Below are 17,870 nucleotides of genomic sequence, written 5' to 3' on the forward strand. Positions count from 1 at the left end.
TCAGGATAGGACTTTTCAATGCCTCAAATTATGTAAGCATAGTTTTTTTATCTTTTGAATAAATAAATTTAATAATTTACCTTCTTAGCCTCTGGTCTGAAGATTGCACAACTCTCTGAATGTTTCGCATAGATGCCACTCGCACCTCGCTACTAAGGAAATGAATGATGAGTTTTGACTGGAGTTATTTTTTCAGCTTATTCAAGGATCGCGACTTCTGGTCGGCAACGTGGACCGTGATAAGTTTAAGCGTCAGTGCTTGGCTGCTAAGCGTTATTTTCGGTTTTTTATTGGCGTTAGCCCGCCAACACAAACACCCCTTATTACAGGGCTTCGCCCGAGCCTACATCTGGTTATTTCGCAGTGTGCCGCTGTTGGTCTTGTTAATTTTTGTTTATAACCTCCCTCAGGCGCTGCCCTCGACATCAGTACTGCTGAGTAACCCTTACTGGTCAGGATTGTTGGCGCTAGTACTGAGTGAAAGTGCCTATATTGCCGAAATCCACCGTGGCGGGCTCCTGTCTATTCCTAAAGGGCAGTATGAGGCAGGGAAAGCCTTGGGCTTGGGCTACCGTGTTTTGCAATACAAGGTCATCATCCCGCAAGCGATCCGTGTGGCACTACCTGCCTTGGCCAATGAATTTATCTCAATTGTTAAGTTAACTTCCTTGGTATCCGTCGTCTCACTGACTGAGATTTTATTGGTGGGCCAACGACTCTATACTGAAAATTTTTTAGTGATGGAAACGATGAGTGCCGTGGCTGTCTATTACATTCTAGTGGTCACGGTTTTCGATACTTTACTCAAACGCCTAGAAGCTTGGCTCGACTTATCGACACGACACAAGCGTCCGGCGGTCTCGCCCCAACTCCATACGCTAGCGCGTACTCCATTACCTGCTATAGAGCAAACGAGTGGCAACGTACAAAAGGCGTTGCAGGCGAAATCGTTGCATAAAGCCTTCAATAATATTGAGGTGTTGGGCAATATCTCTTTTGACGTTACACCGGGCGAGGTCATCGCATTGATCGGACCGTCCGGTTCAGGAAAAACGACCCTTATACGGCTGTTAAACGGGATGGATAGGTTAGATCGTGGCGAGGTGTGGCTGAACGATCAGCCCTTTATTCAGTTACAGCGTACGGGCCCAGGAAAAGAAAAATTCTACGAAAATCAGGCCCTGAGTCAGCAAATCGGGATGGTGTTCCAAGGGTTCAATCTATTCCCTCACCTTACCGTGCTCGAGAACCTGTTACTCGCTCCAACGTGGCATAAACTAGGGTCTAGTGAGCAGCGCCAACATTTCGCTGCTGTCACCTTGGATAAGGTCGGGATGCTTGACCACGCCAATAAATATCCTCATCAGCTCTCGGGCGGACAACAGCAACGCGTCGCGATAGCTCGGGCCTTGATGATGAAACCTCGCATTATGCTATTCGACGAACCTACCTCGGCCCTTGACCCGGAGAAAGTAGCCGAAGTCTTACAGGTGATTGAGCAGTTAGCCCGTGAAGGGATCACCATGCTGATTGTGACCCATGAAATGAAGTTTGCATTCAATATTTCCGACCGGGTGTTGTTTATGGAGCAGGGGCGTATTGTCTGCGACGATAGCCCAGAAGCACTACGCAAGGGTGATCACCCACGCATCATGCAGTTTCTGAAAGATATTTCGTTTAATGAGTGAGGGACTAAGTATGCAAAATGTTAAGAAAGTAGTCGCCGTTGGTGCGCTAGCGCTGGTAGTAAGCCTTAATGCGTCAGCAGAGTTCTTGCAACCGACAAAAATTATCGCGGGTTCCGATATCACGTTTTCGCCGTATGAATATATGAACCAAGGTAAGCCAGCCGGCTTCGATATTGAAATGTTGGCGGGGATTGCAAAACAACTGAATCGACAAGTAGTGAGTGTGGATACGCGTTTCCCGAATCTTATTCCGGGGTTGCGGGGTAAGCGGTTTGATGTGACGAACTCCGCGATGTACATCACGCCAGAACGTTTAAAAGTGATCGATATGGTGCCGTACTTAAAGACTGGGCAACAAATTCTCTCACTGGCACAGGGCGCTTACCAGCCGAAAACCCCCGATGAATTCTGCGGGCATAAGGTGGGCACCATGGCGGGATCATCATTCTTACAACATCTACAAAATTTTTCAGATACTCAGTGTGTGAAACAGGGTAAGCCGGCTATTCAGATTAGCGAGTTTCCCACCGATCCACAGACGACTCAGGCTTTGCTTTCTCATGCCATTGATGCACAAATCACTGACGTAGCGGTGGCGCAAGCGGCGGTAAAAAAATTACCCGGTAAGGTCGCGGTGACCTCAACAACGCTACTTTATCCAGTGTTGATGGGCATTGGGGTGCGCAAAGACGCGCCAGACGTTAAAGCCGCAATTACGGATGGGCTAAATAAGTTTCGTAAAACATCAGACTATCAACAGTTGTTCGCACGCTATCACTTCACTGCGCCGACCGAGCAAGAAATTCAATCTCTAACCGCTGAGTAGAAGGAGTGAACAGGATGACAGAAGCACAACTTCGCGTTGACCTTGCGGCCTGTTTCCAGTTGGTGGCCGAGCTCGGTATGCATGAAGCCGTTGCGAACCACTTTAGCGCGGCAGTTTCCGACGATGGGAAAAAATTCCTAATTAATCCAAAGTGGAAGCACTTTTCCCGCATCCAACCCGAGGACTTACTCCTCTTGGATGCAGACAACCCACAAGACGCTTTACGAGACGATGTCGACGCCACCGCGTGGGCTATTCACGGTCAAATTCACCAGCGCCGCCCGGATATCCGGGCCGTACTGCACTTACATCCCATTTATACCACCACTATCGCGTGCCTAGAGGATCCGCGTATCCTGCCGATAGACCAAACGACGGCCCGCTATTTTAACCGTATGGCCTATGACGAACAGTATGGAGGGATGGCAGATAGTGAGGCAGAGGGCGCGCGTCTGGCTGAGTTGTTAGGTCACCATCAGCGCTTATTGATGGGTAATCATGGTGTGATGGTGACGGCCAAGACTATCGGTGAGGCCTTCGATGATATTTATACCTTGGAGCGCGCCTGTACGTTCTTGGTTAAGGCCTACAGCACTGGACGTCCGCTGCGAGTCTTATCTGATGCAGTCGCCGAGAAAACCGCACAAGGTTGGGAGCAAATTACCGATTTCTCTCAGGCACACTTCGAGGAAATGAAAAAGATCTTACTCGAACCTAAGACTTTTGTTCAGTAAATATGTAGGAGGAAGAATGAAATTATCGGCCGTCTTGCTTGATGAAGAGTTACTTTTTTGCGAACAAGCCGATATTGAGCGGTTGGCTGCCGTGTTTTATCACTTCGCGCGTTACCCTCATACCGCTGAGGAACAGTGTGTTGAACGACTCAGGACTGCACAAGTCGTGATCACCAATGGTACGCCGCTTACACGCGAGATCCTTGAGCAGTCATCGCAGTTACAGTTAATCCTCGTTGGCGGTACGGGTAGTGAGTATGTCGATCGCGAAGCGGCCACTGAACTGGGGATCGCGTTATACAATTGCCAAGACTATGGCACGGGATCGCTGGCCCAGCATACATTCGCGCTTATTCTCGGGCTGACTAATGGACTGGTTAACTATCAGCAAACGTTACGTACGCCGCGTTGGCAACAAGCTGGGACTTTCTGCTTACTCAGTGAAACCATGACTGAGCTTCAGGGAAAACGGCTGGTCATTGTCGGCTATGGCATTATCGGCCAGCGGGTAAGTGCCTTAGCACAAGCCTTTGGTATGGAAGTCTTATTAGCCGAGTTACCGGGCCGGCCGTTGCGGGCAGGGCGTCTCGCGCTAGATGAACTCTTACCGAGTGCCGATATTGTCAGTTTACATTGCCCGTTAACACCGGAAACGGCAGGGCTCTTTTCCGTAGCGCGTTTAGCATTGATGAAGCCTTCTGCTTATCTAATAAATACCGCGCGTGGCGCGATTGTCGACGAGTCCGCGCTGGCTAATGCACTGCGACAAGGAGAGTTAGCGGGGGCTGGCTTAGATGTGTTTGCGCAGGAGCCGTTACCGTTGACCCATCCTCTCCTCGATGAATCTATAAGGAATAAAGTAATCCTTACTCCGCATGTTGCTTGGGCAAGCACCGAGGCGAGGCAGCAGCTTTTACAACAATTAATTGAAAATGTTGACTATTTTCTTGTCGGCGACTCATCTAGGAGAATTAATTAACCCTGAAATAGCGGATGTTGGCATAAAAACTGCTTAGTTACCCCGTGGTAGTGATAATAAAAAAATAAGGGGTAATATTATGGCAAAGGGTGAATTGAAGAAAAGATTGAGCCTAGTTGACTTATCGTTACTTGGCATAGGTTCAATGATTGGTTCCGGTTGGCTCTATGCAGCCTTAAATAGTTCGGGCTATGCAGGAGGGAATACAGGCTGGGCCTGGATATTAGGAGCGGTAATTGTCCTGCTGATTGGCCTAGTGTCAGCGGAACTTTCCGCCGCGATCCCAAGGGCCGGAGGGTTCGTACGCTACCCTAACTACTCCCATGGCAATGTGGTGGGCTTTGTGATTGGCGTTAGTTCGCTTCTTGCCTATACCAGTACAGCAGGCGTAGAGGTCGAAGCGGTGCGGCAATATGCCCTCTATTGGTGGCCAGCACTGGGGCATAGCGATGGCAGCCCGACGACATTAGGATTTGGCGTGCAGATTGGTCTGTTAGTCATCTTCTTCTTACTTAACTATTGGAGCGTTAGCGTTTTTGGTCGGATAAACACCATCATCACCTTCTTCAAATTCATCGTTCCTATCGTGACTATCATCACGTTATTCCTCTACTTTAATGCCTCTAACCTCCACGTTCCCCCTGCGCCTCCGGGTGGTGCTCATGGCGTATTTACCTCACTCACCGGGGCAGGTATCGTGTTCGCTTATCTTGGCTTTAGGCAAGCAGTCGACTTTGCTAGCGAAGCGAAAAATCCACAGCGTAACGTGCCGATCGCTATTTTTATTGCTATCGCCGTGAGCTTTATCGTTTACATCGCGCTGCAGTATGCATTTATGGGCGCGGTGCCTAGCGACGTATTGTCTGCCCATGGCTGGGAGGGGCTGAAGGCTATCTACCAATCGCCTTATGCGGATCTCGCGCGGAGCCTCGGCCTCATGTGGCTGATCAACCTTATCCTTGTTGATGCGGTCATCTCGCCCGCCGGCACCGGTAATATCTATCTTGCCAGCGCTGCACGGATATTATTTGCCTTAGCACGGAATGGGCACCTCTGGAAAAGTGCCGGGCAGGTTGATGAGAAGTCGGGTGTGCCTCGTGGCGCATTATGGTTGGCGTTAGTTCTGTCGATTGCATGGACTCTGCCATCCGAATTCCAAGTATGGGGAGGCCTGATTGGTGCGGTAACTTCTGCGACGGTATTTACCTATATGCCTGCTGCCGTATCGCTTGCCGCATTTCGTAATCATCTGCCTGAGTTATCGCGACCTTTTCGGTTACCGCTTGCAGGATTTCTCAGCCCGCTCTCTTTCGTTGCCAGTACCCTGTTAATCTATTGGAGCGGTTGGACAGTGAACGAAATCTTGATCCCGATATTTATCCTGGCGTGGCTAGGCTATGCACTCTTAGGTAAGAAAAACCCTGATCATCGGCAAGATCTTGCGTGTAGTTGGTGGTTGCTCGCTTACTACGTCGCAATGCTGATCCTCTCCAAATTAGGAACTTTCGGCGGACTTGAGCGACTTAGTAGCCCCATCGATATGGTGTTAGTGGCGGTAGTCGCACTGATTTGCTATTACTGGGGAGTCAAGACGAGTATTGCAAAACCGGTTATCGTCGAGGAGTAATCGAGAGAAGTACTCCCCGGGACTTAGTCAGTGCTGGGGAGTATGGTGCATCGTATAGCGATTAATCGTGGATCTTAATACCTAAGCAACCCCTTACAAATTCAGGGTCGAAATGCTTAACCGCTTCCCCGACATAGCCCAGATCGAGTGCACTAATTTGTGCCATCTCCTCATCGCTGAGTGTAAAGTCCCAGATATCGAAATTCTCCACGATACGCTGTGCCTGTGTCGATTTAGGGATTACAGTCACCCCGCGTTGCACATTCCAGCGCAGTACAACTTGGGCAATGGTTTTATTATGAGTCTCGGCGATGCGGTGTAAGCTAGCCTCTTGGTAAGGGGAGTGCCGACCGCCGCCTAATGGCGCCCAAGCCTCGGGTTGCACAGCATAATGCTGCATAGTGGCCAGCGCATCGGTTTGGGTAAAGTAGGGATGAAGCTCGACCTGATTCACCATCGGGCTAATGTTTACTGTTTCACAGAAGTTCGCTAACACGTGCGGATAGAAGTTGGAGACGCCGATCGCTTTTAATTTTCCGGCTTGATATGCCTCTTCAAGGGCCCGCCATGCACTAAAATAGTCGTTCAACGCTTGGTGTAGGAGGTAAAGGTCGAAATAGTCCAGCCCTGATTTTGCTAGTGACGCTGCGATACCTTGGCGAGCGGTCTCTTCGCTAGCCATATCTTGTACCCACAGTTTAGAGGTAATGAATAACTCTTCGCGGGTACACAGCCCTGCGCTGATCGCTTCGCGTACGGCCTCACCTACCGCATCTTCGTTTCCGTATACCGCAGCAGTATCGATTAACCGATAGCCCGCACGAATAGCGGTGAGTATGGATTCTTTACATTCTTGCTTATCGGTAACTTTAAATACGCCGAATCCAAGCATAGGCATTTTGACCGCATTACTTAGCGTCGAATATTGCATGGGAAGAACCTCCATCAGTAAAAGTAGTGAGTGTAGGCCAATGATCCGTGAATGATTAGAGGAGAGTTAGCGAATACAGTTATGACCGATATTCATCAATGTCTTACAGAATCGGTCGGGATAGAGATTAGAGATAGGAAGTGAGAAAAATCAGATAAAAAAAAACCAGATATCTTACGATATCTGGTTTCTTAAATTTGGCTCCTCAGACTGGACTCGAACCAGTGACATACGGATTAACAGTCCGCCGTTCTACCAACTGAACTACAGAGGAATTGCTTGGTGCGTAATGTACGTTGCGCTTAGCACCTTGTCAAAGTAAAAATGCCAGCGAAGGGTGCAACTGGCGTTTTTATCGACATGCCGCCTACTATATCAGCAGTTAGCGCTGAAGTGCTGCAGCATGAAAGCGAAGATGCTCTTCAATAAAGCTACTAATAAAATAATAGCTGTGATCATAGCCGTCATGATAGCGGAAGGTGGCCTCCAGTCCTTTGGCCTGGCAGAGCTTTTGTAATACCTCAGTACTAAGCTGTCCAGGATAGAATGGGTCTGCCAAACCTTGGTCGATTAAGGCTGGCGGTAGCGCGTGGCCTTGCTCGATTAAGCGTGAGGTATCCCATTGTTGCCAAGCTGTATCCGCGCCCAAATAGGCGGTAAAGGCCTTTTGTCCCCACGGCACTTGGCTTGGGGCGACAATCGGGGCGAAGGCCGAGACGCTGGTAAAGCGCTCCGGATTTTTCGCGGCAATCATCAACGCCCCATGCCCGCCCATTGAGTGACCGGCAATGGCTTCTCGGCCATTGGTCGGGAAATGTGCGGCGATGAGTGCGGGTAATTCGCTCACCAGATAATCATACATCTGGTAGTGGGCGGCCCAAGGCTTGGCCGTGGCATTCACATAAAAACCGGCACCCTGGCCGAGATCCCAGTCAGCATCGTCGGCGACGTTGTCACCGCGTGGACTGGTATCCATGGCGACGACCATGACGCCGAGTTCAGCGGCGTAGCGCTGAAATCCGGCTTTAGTGATCAGGTTTTGTTCATTGCAGGTCAATCCCGATAGCCAGTACAAGACGGGAACTCGTCCTGTAGCGGCTTGTGGTGGGAGGTAGACCGAGAAATTCATCATGCAATTCAGCACTGAAGAGGCATGTTGCCATACCTCTTGCCAGCCACCGAATGAATGATGCCTCTCTTGCCGAGATAGTTCGGACGTAGGCATTGCAGTTCCTTAGAAGCGGATCACAGTACGAATTGATTTGCCTTCATGCATCAAGTCGAAGGCATCGTTGATCTCATCCAGAGAAAGCGTATGGGTCACGAAAGGGGCGAGATCAATTTTTCCGCTCATTGCATCGTTGACCATACCCGGCAGCTGGCTACGTCCTTTAACGCCACCAAAAGCAGAACCTTTCCAGCTACGACCGGTGACCAATTGGAATGGACGAGTCGAGATCTCTTTCCCTGCCCCCGCTACGCCGATGATGATCGACTGACCCCAGCCACGGTGGGCGCTTTCTAACGCTTGACGCATAACGTCTACGTTACCGATACACTCGAACGTATGATCGATACCCCATTTGTTTTTTTCCAACAGAACGTCTTTGATCGACGCATCGTGGTCCTTCGGGTTGATGCACTCGGTAGCGCCGAAGCGCTTAGCTAGCTCGAATTTTGACGGATTTGTATCAATCGCGATGATTTTCCCCGCTTTCGCTTGGCGAGCGCCTTGGATCACGGCCAAGCCGATAGCGCCCAGGCCAAAGACCGCCACAGAGTCGCCTTCCTGTACTTTAGCGGTGTTATGAACGGCACCAATACCGGTAGTCACACCACAGCCCAGTAAACAGACGTGTTCGTGGTTAGCATCGGGAGTGATCTTGGCGAGAGAAACCTCGGCGACTACGGAATATTCGCTAAAGGTTGAACACCCCATATAGTGATAGAGCGGCTGCCCTTGGTAGGAGAAGCGGGTCGTACCATCCGGCATGACACCTTTCCCTTGTGTTTCCCGCACGGCAACACATAAGTTAGTCTTACCCGATTGGCAGAATTCACATTCGCCGCACTCGGCGGTATAAAGCGGGATCACATGGTCGCCCACCTGCACGCTAGTCACACCTTCGCCGACCTCTACCACCACACCCGCACCTTCGTGACCGAGTACGACGGGGAACAGGCCTTCAGGATCCTCACCAGAGAGGGTAAAGGCATCGGTATGGCAGACGCCTGTATGGGTGTTTTTAATTAACACTTCCCCTTTCTTCGGCGCTTCAACGTCGATTTCAACAATTTCCAGAGGTTTATTTGGGGCAAAGGCGACAGCAGCACGTGATTTCATGAAAACGTTCCTCTAAGGAATAGATGGGGCAAAACAGTAAGTGTAGTTTTGCTTGTCATCAGTTGAAAGTCAAAATGCCTAACTCACTTAACTTAAGGTGCTTTTTATGTTCCCTATTTGGTGCAGAAACCGCTGCACATATCAATGAGTTAAGAAAGAGGCCGTGTCGCCGGAGAAGCTGATAGCGTAAACAGAGAAATAATAGTGAAAGTGAGGGCAATTAACCCTAAGACCAGATATGCGCCGTGAAAGCCGATACTGTCATACATTTTCCCCGCGAGTACCGACATGAAAATCATCGCCAGCTGTTTGAAAAAGCAGAAACAGACCAGATAAATTGTCGCAGAGAATCGCACCTCAAATTGTGTTGTGATGTATTTAAAACAGCCGACAATCAGTAACGGAACTTCGAACATATGTAAGCATTTCAGTACAACGACTTCCCAAGCTTGCGTGGCGAAGGAGGACCCCACAATACGTACCGACATGATAGTCCCGGCGATAAGCAAGGCATTCTTACCGCCAATGCGGTTTACAATTAGTGGTGCAAAGAACATGATCAGGGCATTTAGCAGTTCGCCGCCAGTCGTGACATAGCCAAAGATGCGTGTCCCCTGCTCGGGCGAGGAGAAGAACCCAGTGAAAAAGGTCGCAAATTGCTGATCGAAAATATCGTAGGTACAGGAAACCCCAACGACGAAGAGCGACAAAAACCAGAGTTTGGGCTGGCGAAAAAGCTCAAAGGCAAGCCGGATACTAAACAGTGAGTTATTCGCTCCCAATGAATTGAGGACGCGGTTAGTCGTCGGCGCACTTGGACGAGAAAAGAAGAGCAATAGTGCTAAGACGATGGCACATCCTGACCCGAGCCAAAATACAAACTCATTGTTGATGGTAAACATGATCCCCGCGATAGAGGCACACAGCGCCCAACCGATACAGCCAAACATCCTGGCCCGACCAAACTCGAAGTGACTGTAACGACTGACTTTCTCGATATAGGCTTCGATAGCGGGGGCTCCGCCATTATAGATAAAGCCAAGATAAATCCCTCCGGCGATCGCGGCCAAATAGACGTTGGTCTTTAAGAGTGGGGCAAAGAGATAGATGAAAAAGGGGGCGAACAGCACCAAGAGAAGCGTAATTATCCATAACAAGTGTTTCTTCAGCCCTAGCTTATCCGACAGTAGCCCGAATATGGGTTGGAAGACTAAAGAGAAAAAGGAGATTGCGGCGAAGATAATCCCCGTATCGCTCTTATTCACCTGATTGATGTCGTGTAACCAAATCGGGAAGAAGGGGAAATAGGCACCCATGATAAAAAAATAGAAAAAGAAGAAGAGTCCAAATATCCAGAAATTACTATTTTTTAAATAAAACATGGCGTGCTCCTACTCCGTATATCAGTAAATTAAACGCCACATTTCCATGAGAACTGGTAGTGGTAATGAGATTGAGTCAGTAAGTCTTTTTCCGCAACACTCGGACTCCATGAGTCATCGCCACCGATCCCCATGTGAAAGCCATCGACCACTAACCAGCTTCCTGGTTCATCGGTGAGCAAATGACGATGGGTCGTCGATATTAGTTGTTGTTGACTGTGCCGACTGAGTGAAAAGCTGAAGTCACCTTGTAGGTGGTGGGGACCGTAGTGTAACTGATGGGTGCCGCCACGTAGACCGTTCTCACACGGGAAGACGTAGTCTGTCTTCAGCTCTGATAAGGGAAGTGTCCACCGTCCGAACCGTGCCGAACCACAACGGTCAGGGTAATTTTCATGTGGGCCAAGTCCTAACCAACTGGCCTGAGGATAGTGTTCTGCCAACTGGCAGGTTAATCCCATTCTGGCAGGGGGTGGGGCGGTGAGCGCGCGCTCGATATCGACCGCTACCGTCATCTTGCCATCTCCCGTGAAGGTATAACATTTACGGCTTAGGAAGCGCACTTGACCCTGCGAGGTGTAGACATGCTGCGTAGTTACCCTGAGGGTTTGAGTCTCCCATGTCGGGGTGATTGCAAGGCACTTGCTGTTTAACTCATACATTCCGGCCGCTTTCCAACGTTCTACCCACGCGTTAGGATCGATACGGGTGACCTCACTAATACCGATATCATTATCGATCGGCGCGCGCGTGAAATTATCGCGTAGAGGACTGAGTAGCTGGTCGACCTGCTCGATGCTCCACTGATGTAAGAAACCCGTCTCGCGTGAGAAGGTCCAGCGTTGCGTTGCACAGCTGACGATGATCTCTTGCGGGGTTTCTTCCATCCGTACGGTAAATGGGTAAGGGGTAGGGACGGGTAAACGTAAAGGAGTCGCTAACCGCCACTGCTGATGCGCGACAAGATGATTAGCCTCGCTCCATGGGGTTGCAGCAGGTTGTCTGACTTCAACGGTTAACCATACCTCGTCTTTATCCTTGAAATCGGGAAGTGGTAAGGAATAGGGTTGCGTTTCCCCCGGACCCAGCGATAGTGGGAATGTCCCTTCACTGAAGACTTCACCTTGCTGTGCTAGCGACCAAATCAGTTGTTCATTGTTACTGTGACGGAATAGGTACTCACTGGTTACGCTCAACTGGTTGTCGGTCAAACGAAATTGAAAAAACTGCTGATAGAATTTCGCTTCATAGAGGCTGGGATGTGGCTGGCGATCGGCAAACACGAGGCCGTTCATACAAAATTGACGATCATTAGGCGTATCGCCAAAATCTCCACCGTAGGCCGCATAGGCCTGACCTTCCTCATCGTAACGCTGCAACGATTGATCGGCCCAGTCCCAAATAAACCCGCCTTGTAAACGAGGGTGTTGACGGAAAGCCTGCCAATACGCGGCGAAACCGCCTAAACTATTGCCCATTGCGTGAGCGTATTCGCACAAAATGAGCGGGCGTTGTTCGTTGGGTAAGGCGATCCACTTAGCGATCGCCCATTTTGGAACCGCGGGAAAGCATTGGTCTTCGTTGACACGTGCATACATGGGGCAAAGAATATCGGTGGCCGCCGTGTTCGCGCCACCGCCTTCGTATTGTACTGGACGAGTCGGATCGAAAGCTTTGACCCAGTGGTAGAGGGCATCATGGTTACGCCCATAGCCGGACTCATTACCCAGTGACCAAAGGATGATTGAGGGATGGTTGAGATCGCGCAGGACCATTCTCGTCACTCGTTCCATCATTGGCGTAAGCCAAGTCGGATCGTCGCTCAAACGATTCATGGGTACCATCCCATGTGTTTCAATATTTGCCTCATCAACAACATACAGACCGTATTCATCACATAGATCGTACCAATCGGGGTGATTGGGGTAATGCGAGCAGCGCACGGCATTGAAATTGTGCTGTTTCATCAATAGTACGTCTTGGCGCATCGCCTCATAGCTGACCGTCTGCCCCTGAGTCGGATGGTGTTCATGCCGATTAGTCCCGCGGATCAGCAGGGGTTGACCGTTGAGAAGCAGTTGTCCCGCCTTGATGCAGACCTCCCGCAGGCCAAGCGGGCTGGCTTCAATCTCAACCAGTTGATCGTCGTGGAGTAAACTAAGGTAGACGCGATAGAGGGTCGGTGACTCGGCGCTCCACAGCTGTGGCGAGGGGAGAGGCAGCATGAAGGTGGTTCGATCAGCGTAGGCGCCGCGCTCATCGATGATGGCTGAGCCGAGTGGGCGTTGCTGTTGTACGATACAGCGCTCAGTATCCCAGATCTCCACTCCCACGAGGGTCTTTTCATCGTAATCCCCACCCACCTCGACCTCAACGTTAACTTGCGCCTGCGTATAATTTGCGTAGAGCTCGGAAGTGATACGCCACTGCTTTACATAACGACTGGGCTTGTGGAGCAAGGTGACATCTCTAAAGATACCGCTCATTCGCCACATATCTTGGTCTTCAAGATAGCTACCGTCTGACCAACGCAGCACCATTACCGCTAAACGGTTACTTCCAGGCTGAAGTGCTTCAGTCAGATCAAATTCAGAGGGTAGGCGGCTATCCTGTGCATAGCCGATCCAGTGACCGTTGCACCATAAGTAAAACGCTGAATTGACGCCTTCGAAAATAATCCGTGTGGAACCCGAAGTTAACCATTGATTATCATATTCGAATGTGAGCGAATAACATCCCGTGGGATTATCCTCGGGTACAAAGGGTGGATCAACCGGTATAGGGTAGGTAACATTGGTATAAATCGGGGTATCGTAACCCTGCATCTGCCAGTTACTGGGAACCTTGATCGCCTTTGCATCCGGAAGATCGGCGAGTAACCACTCCTCAGGAACCTGATGTGGGGTAGAGAAAAAGCTAAACTGCCAAGATCCATTGAGTGAGCGGATTGCCGGCGAAGGTGTATGCTCTAAGGCTTGGGACCGATCACGCCAACTTCTGTAACGCGGGTGCGCAGGAAGGCGATGGAGATGAGTGATAGCCGGCTGCTGCCAATCTTGCCGCGCGAGAAGTGTCTGTAGAGAGAGATAAGTCATGATAGGCCCCAATGTGATTCGCTCACATATAGACCTATCGCTAATCATGGTTGTTGTAAAGATCTCTTATGATTGGTCGTGAGGTAAATCACATAACCCGACTCATTTCGGCGGCTCAGAGAGCTGGCGGAGCTGTGTCGCGATCTTATCGAGCTGCTCGGAAAGGTGCGTAACAGTAGTGCGTTGATCGCTAAACGCGGCGGCAGTACTACGTTCAACTAGGCGCACGGGTAATACCGTTCGACACCGCTGTTCCCCAGAGAGTAGCGCGAGGAGCTGCTCCACGCTGGTATTTCCAAGTAATACGAAATCTTGTGCGATGGTCGTCAACGGCGGCGTAAAAAAAGCACTGTCGTAAGTATCGTCGTAGCCAATCACCGACACATCATCAGGGACACGGAATCCCGCTTCCGATAACGCGCGCAGCGTGCCTAGGGCCATCTGGTCGTTGGCAACGACGACCGCTGTAAAACGGTGTTTTTGAGCGAGCGCGATAACGGTCGCTTCAAATCCAGACTGGGCGCTCCAGTCGCCTGCCATTGAGAGAACCGGTGCTAGATTATTGGCCTGCAGCTGCAGGGTTGCACTTTCCCCTCTTAATGTCGCCGAAATCGATGCAGCAGGGCCAGTAAGCAGAAAGAACGCTCGATGTCCCAAATGGACTAGCCGTTCGATTGCCAGTCGGCTGCCCTGCGCTGGGTCGAAAAGGACGTAGTTCACCTGACTGGAGGGGCAAACATCGGTAAATATCATCGGTAGCTGTGGTGCCAACTGCTGCATTGCCGTTGCACCGTCGTCCGTCAAGGGAATGTTGATGATGATGCCATCGACACGCTGAGCGATTAAACTTTTTATCGCGTCATGTAAGGCTCTCGGCTCTAGGCTATCAACCATCGCGATAACGGTATGGTAGCGCTCTTGCGACGCCCGGGTTTTAATCGCGGCGGCGATCTGAGAGGGCGCGTGTAGCGCTAGACTGGTCGTCGCCAGCCCCAAGGTATGACTGCGTTTCCCAGCCAATTGTTGGGCAACTTTATTCGGCACGTAATTTAGCTGGTCGATAGCTTGGTAGACACGTTCGCGCGTCGCCACCGAGACATGCGTCGACTGGTTTACGACGCGGGAGACGGTCTGGTAAGAGACGCCCGCTTCACGCGCGACGTCGTAGAGCGTGACAGCGTTATTCTTCATGAAAGGTCACCACCAAGATTAGCAATGCCTTATTTCTACCATAGATTGAGAGAAATTGCCTGAGGCCGTAGAGCCCGCGCTCGTGAAACTTATGTTTTGGTCGAAGAGAAAAGATAAAGCAAAAAGCCCGCTTAACTTTCGTTAAGCGGGCTTCTCAAATATGGCTCCTCAGATTGGGATCGAATTTCATCTATGACTCCTATTAATATTGGATATATTTTTTTAAGTGTTTTTTATACCAATACTTCTACCAATATCATTTAATCTAACCACGTATAATATAAATTAAAACAATTTGTTATGAAAATTTATTGTTGTCTATTACTATGATTTTAAGGCTTTGTTGAATAAATCTAACTTTTGCTGAGTTGGAGGATCAGATCACGCATTCCCTGACAACATAAGCAGTACCGTGGCAAAGCAGAAGTTCAAAATCACCAATTGGAAGGCCTACATCAAAGCCCTCATCAACCGTGGTTCCCTGACTTTCTGGCTCGATGATGAGGCGATTAAGTCGTGGTATGACCATACAATCACACCTTCAGCATGTGGAAGACCTCAGCGTTATACGCCATGTAAGGTAACTATCACTTGAGTCCAACCCTTACAGACACGACCTCTCGCCACTGCGGTAGCAATTGATAATTGGAGAGATAGCAGGAGGTTACTGAGCGTAAATATATACGACTTGAAGACATCTGCCTTTAAAGACTAAACTGACCGTACTGATTTGGTGACTGATGCCCGCTAGGGGGCAGTTATCGTCCGGTTTCGGAGGGTTACCAGATCAACCAACCTGCCTTCCGGCGGGTTGGTTCGTTTACAGGACAAGAGATTACGCTAGAAAAAAGATCTCAAGAAGATCGTAATGAAAAAACATTTGCTATAACAATGAATGTAATATTTTACGCTTAAGGAGATATTGGAATGGAACCCAAAGTAGGACTTCTCACTTTCAGAGCTGAAGGCAACAACCTATTAAATAGTAATTTCTATTCACGAAAATTACACTGGCCCGGAATATCATCACATTGTAACCAATATGGCTCAGGCGTAACGATAGGGCGTGGCTATGATATGAAACACAGATTACGCAATGAAATAATAAGCGACCTAATATCTTCAGGAATCCCGTTTGAAAAAGCAAAACTGATAGCTGAAGGTTCAAATAAAAGCCATTGCAGCGCTCGCGATTTTGTAAAAGAAAACAGAAATAAGATAGAAGATATAACCGAGATTCAGCAATTAAGGCTCTTTGAGTTGACATATAAAGGTTACTTAAGTGATTCCATCCGGTTTTACAATAGATATAAAAAGCACGATTCAATCTCTTGGGAAAATTTACATCCAATATTAAAGGATGTATTCGTCGATATGAAATACCAAGGGGTTTTAAATCAGAAGATGGTTCCGATATTCGGAAGGAACAAAAAAAATGACGTGATCGACATGATAAAGGGAAATATTGTAATACTTAGCTTTGAGCAAGGAAGAGGTAGAATACCCTATATACAAGGAGGTATGCCATGAAATCGTTTAACATGATAGCATTTCTTATAATATTAATATCTGCATCTGCATCTGCATCTGCATCTGCATCTGCATCTGCATCTGATGAAGAAAAAAATGCCACCAGTGAAATAATAAAAATATGCATGAACATAAAATACTCACCTGATGTAATAGATTGCATGATGAAAAAACAAAAGGAAACAAAAAAAGAGTACAATAAAGAATTTGAAATATATCTAAAATCAGAATTAAATCAGGATGAAATAGTTCATGACAAGAGATCATTTACTAAACTAGTAAAAAAAGCTAAAGAAGGATGGGATTTATATACAGAGAATGAATGTTTAGCTGAAGCCGCTAGTTATGAAAAAAACAACGATGGGTACAATGCCACATATAATATATGCCTCATACAAAAAAACATCCAGAGAATTAAATATTACAAAGAAAATAAATATTAAGGGTGTTTTTTTCTTTATTAAATAAATCTAACTTTTGCTGAGTTGGAGGATCAGATCATTCATCCACTGACAACACAGGCAGTATCGTGGCAAAAAAGCAGAAGTTCAAAATGACCAATTGGAAGGCCTACATCATCAACCGTGGTTCCCTCACTTTCTGGCTCGATGATGAGGCGATTAAGTCGTGGTATGACCACACAGCCACACCTTCAGCACGGGAAGCCCCCAGCGTTATTCTGATCTGGCCATCACCACCGCTCTGATGATTAAACGCGTATTCCGGCTGAGCCTGGGGCTACACAGGGTTTCATTGACTCCACTTTCGCCCTAATGAATGTTCCATTGCGTTGCCCAGATTACCCCTGCGTTAGCAAACGGGAGAAGTCGGTCAATGTCAGTTTCAAAATAGCCATCCGGGGTTAAATCGCACACTTTGTGATTGATTCCACCGGCCTGAAGGTCTTAGGTAAAGTGGAGTGGAAAGTCAGGAAACACGGTAAAGAGCGGCATTGGGCCTGGCGTAAGTTGCCTCTAGCCGTTGATGCGAAGACGCATGAAATTATCTGTGCAGACCTGTCGCTAAACAATGTCACGGACTAGGAAGCCTTTCCGGGCCTTATCCGGCTGGCTTACAGAAAAATTAGGTCGGTGGACGGCGCTTACGACACTCGGTTGCGTCACGATGAACTTCGGCGTAAGCATATCAGCGTACTGATCCCGCCCGGAAAGGAGCGGGTTACTGGCCCGAAGAGTACGTGGACCGAAACCGTGCAGTAGCAAATCAGCGTCTGAGCAGGAGCAATGAGCGGTGGAAGTGGACAACTGATTACAACCGTCGCTCGATAGCGGAAACGGCGATGTACAGGGTAAAACAGCGGTTTGGAGGTTCACTGACACTGCGTGATTATGATGGACGAGTCGCGGAGGCTATGGCCATGGTGCGTGCACTGAACAAAACGACGAAGTTAGGTATGCCCGAAAGCGTGAGAATTGCTTGAAAATCTGGCCGACTGCAGAGATTCTTGCCCGAATAATGATTTGTTCAACAAAGCCAAAGTAAGGCCAAAACATCTTTATCAGCATTTCTACCAGCAAAGGGG

Annotated in this window: 13 protein-coding genes, 1 tRNA gene and 2 pseudogenes; 9 read left to right on the forward strand and 7 right to left on the reverse strand. The window is 48.9% G+C overall.

The genetic code is table 11. The features are described 5' to 3' along the window. Window positions 1–167: 167 nt before the first annotated feature. From HGT70_RS05235 to HGT70_RS05255, 5 genes are all read left to right on the forward strand, one after another. Window positions 168–1,688: an amino acid ABC transporter permease/ATP-binding protein gene (locus HGT70_RS05235; protein WP_071430607.1), complete on the forward strand. Its 1,521-nt coding sequence runs from the start codon at window positions 168–170 to the stop codon at window positions 1,686–1,688. Window positions 1,689–1,698: 10 nt separating this feature from the next. Beyond that, window positions 1,699–2,514 (forward strand): ABC transporter substrate-binding protein, encoded by an 816-nt coding sequence (locus tag HGT70_RS05240; RefSeq protein ID WP_071430605.1) that lies wholly within the window; start codon window positions 1,699–1,701, stop codon window positions 2,512–2,514. Window positions 2,515–2,528: 14 nt separating this feature from the next. Further along, on the forward strand, window positions 2,529–3,248 hold the full coding sequence (locus tag HGT70_RS05245; protein WP_214195125.1) for a class II aldolase and adducin N-terminal domain-containing protein: 720 nt from the start codon (window positions 2,529–2,531) through the stop codon (window positions 3,246–3,248). A 16-nt stretch (window positions 3,249–3,264) separates the two neighbouring features. Further along, window positions 3,265–4,227, forward strand: coding sequence for an NAD(P)-dependent oxidoreductase (locus HGT70_RS05250; RefSeq protein WP_071430601.1), 963 nt, complete (start codon window positions 3,265–3,267; stop codon window positions 4,225–4,227). A 79-nt stretch (window positions 4,228–4,306) separates the two neighbouring features. Next, on the forward strand, window positions 4,307–5,854 hold the full coding sequence (locus tag HGT70_RS05255) for an APC family permease (protein ID WP_214195126.1): 1,548 nt from the start codon (window positions 4,307–4,309) through the stop codon (window positions 5,852–5,854). Between the two features lie 61 nt (window positions 5,855–5,915). On the opposite strand, the gene HGT70_RS05260 is transcribed toward HGT70_RS05255, so the two are convergent. The 7 genes from HGT70_RS05260 to HGT70_RS05290 all read right to left on the reverse strand — a co-directional run bounded on the left by HGT70_RS05260 (window position 5,916) and on the right by HGT70_RS05290 (window position 14,797). Further along, window positions 5,916–6,785, reverse strand: a complete 870-nt coding sequence (locus HGT70_RS05260; protein WP_214195127.1) for an aldo/keto reductase — start codon at window positions 6,783–6,785, stop codon at window positions 5,916–5,918. 198 nt (window positions 6,786–6,983) lie between these two features. Then, window positions 6,984–7,059: transfer RNA gene (locus HGT70_RS05265), tRNA-Asn, on the reverse strand. A 108-nt stretch (window positions 7,060–7,167) separates the two neighbouring features. Further along, the gene (gene fghA, locus HGT70_RS05270; protein ID WP_214195129.1) at window positions 7,168–8,010 is read right to left on the reverse strand and encodes an S-formylglutathione hydrolase; all 843 of its coding nucleotides are present in this window, start codon (window positions 8,008–8,010) and stop codon (window positions 7,168–7,170) included. A 9-nt stretch (window positions 8,011–8,019) separates the two neighbouring features. Further along, window positions 8,020–9,129, reverse strand: coding sequence for an S-(hydroxymethyl)glutathione dehydrogenase/class III alcohol dehydrogenase (locus HGT70_RS05275; protein WP_071430593.1), 1,110 nt, complete (start codon window positions 9,127–9,129; stop codon window positions 8,020–8,022). A 149-nt stretch (window positions 9,130–9,278) separates the two neighbouring features. Then, window positions 9,279–10,511 (reverse strand): MFS transporter, encoded by a 1,233-nt coding sequence (locus HGT70_RS05280; protein WP_071430591.1) that lies wholly within the window; start codon window positions 10,509–10,511, stop codon window positions 9,279–9,281. A 29-nt stretch (window positions 10,512–10,540) separates the two neighbouring features. After that, window positions 10,541–13,606, reverse strand: a complete 3,066-nt coding sequence (locus HGT70_RS05285; protein ID WP_214195131.1) for a beta-galactosidase — start codon at window positions 13,604–13,606, stop codon at window positions 10,541–10,543. A gap of 102 nt (window positions 13,607–13,708) precedes the next feature. Further along, window positions 13,709–14,797 carry a LacI family DNA-binding transcriptional regulator gene (locus tag HGT70_RS05290; protein ID WP_214195133.1) on the reverse strand — a complete coding sequence of 363 codons (1,089 nt, stop codon included), beginning with the start codon at window positions 14,795–14,797 and terminating at the stop codon, window positions 13,709–13,711. 368 nt (window positions 14,798–15,165) lie between these two features. Between HGT70_RS05290 and HGT70_RS05295 the strand changes: the two are divergent. The 4 genes and pseudogenes from HGT70_RS05295 to HGT70_RS05310 all read left to right on the forward strand — a co-directional run. Further along, window positions 15,166–15,318: pseudogene (locus HGT70_RS05295) on the forward strand (IS5/IS1182 family transposase); the annotation flags it as partial. Between the two features lie 406 nt (window positions 15,319–15,724). After that, window positions 15,725–16,327, forward strand: a complete 603-nt coding sequence (locus HGT70_RS05300) for a lysozyme family protein (protein WP_214195134.1) — start codon at window positions 15,725–15,727, stop codon at window positions 16,325–16,327. Continuing rightward, window positions 16,324–16,770 (forward strand): lysozyme inhibitor LprI family protein, encoded by a 447-nt coding sequence (locus HGT70_RS05305; RefSeq protein WP_214195135.1) that lies wholly within the window; start codon window positions 16,324–16,326, stop codon window positions 16,768–16,770. The genes HGT70_RS05300 and HGT70_RS05305 overlap by 4 nt, the downstream gene beginning before the upstream one ends. 110 nt (window positions 16,771–16,880) lie before the next feature. Then, window positions 16,881–17,768: pseudogene (locus tag HGT70_RS05310) on the forward strand (IS5 family transposase). The last annotated feature ends 102 nt before the right edge of the window (window positions 17,769–17,870 follow it).

The sequence above is a fragment of the Rosenbergiella collisarenosi genome (assembly GCF_018494085.1).
Lineage (GTDB): Bacteria > Pseudomonadota > Gammaproteobacteria > Enterobacterales > Enterobacteriaceae > Rosenbergiella > Rosenbergiella collisarenosi.

Bases quoted from the DNA above. Each gene is read 5' to 3' on its own strand.
- HGT70_RS05235 (WP_071430607.1), top strand. From the start codon at position 168: ATGAGTTTTGACTGGAGTTATTTTTTCAGCTTATTCAAGGATCGCGAC.
- HGT70_RS05240 (WP_071430605.1), top strand. From the start codon at position 1,699: ATGCAAAATGTTAAGAAAGTAGTCGCCGTTGGTGCGCTAGCGCTGGTA.
- HGT70_RS05245 (WP_214195125.1), top strand. From the start codon at position 2,529: ATGACAGAAGCACAACTTCGCGTTGACCTTGCGGCCTGTTTCCAGTTG.
- HGT70_RS05250 (WP_071430601.1), top strand. From the start codon at position 3,265: ATGAAATTATCGGCCGTCTTGCTTGATGAAGAGTTACTTTTTTGCGAA.
- HGT70_RS05255 (WP_214195126.1), top strand. From the start codon at position 4,307: ATGGCAAAGGGTGAATTGAAGAAAAGATTGAGCCTAGTTGACTTATCG.
- HGT70_RS05260 (WP_214195127.1), bottom strand. From the start codon at position 6,785: ATGCAATATTCGACGCTAAGTAATGCGGTCAAAATGCCTATGCTTGGA.
- fghA (WP_214195129.1), bottom strand. From the start codon at position 8,010: ATGCCTACGTCCGAACTATCTCGGCAAGAGAGGCATCATTCATTCGGT.
- HGT70_RS05275 (WP_071430593.1), bottom strand. From the start codon at position 9,129: ATGAAATCACGTGCTGCTGTCGCCTTTGCCCCAAATAAACCTCTGGAA.
- HGT70_RS05280 (WP_071430591.1), bottom strand. From the start codon at position 10,511: ATGTTTTATTTAAAAAATAGTAATTTCTGGATATTTGGACTCTTCTTC.
- HGT70_RS05285 (WP_214195131.1), bottom strand. From the start codon at position 13,606: ATGACTTATCTCTCTCTACAGACACTTCTCGCGCGGCAAGATTGGCAG.
- HGT70_RS05290 (WP_214195133.1), bottom strand. From the start codon at position 14,797: ATGAAGAATAACGCTGTCACGCTCTACGACGTCGCGCGTGAAGCGGGC.
- HGT70_RS05300 (WP_214195134.1), top strand. From the start codon at position 15,725: ATGGAACCCAAAGTAGGACTTCTCACTTTCAGAGCTGAAGGCAACAAC.
- HGT70_RS05305 (WP_214195135.1), top strand. From the start codon at position 16,324: ATGAAATCGTTTAACATGATAGCATTTCTTATAATATTAATATCTGCA.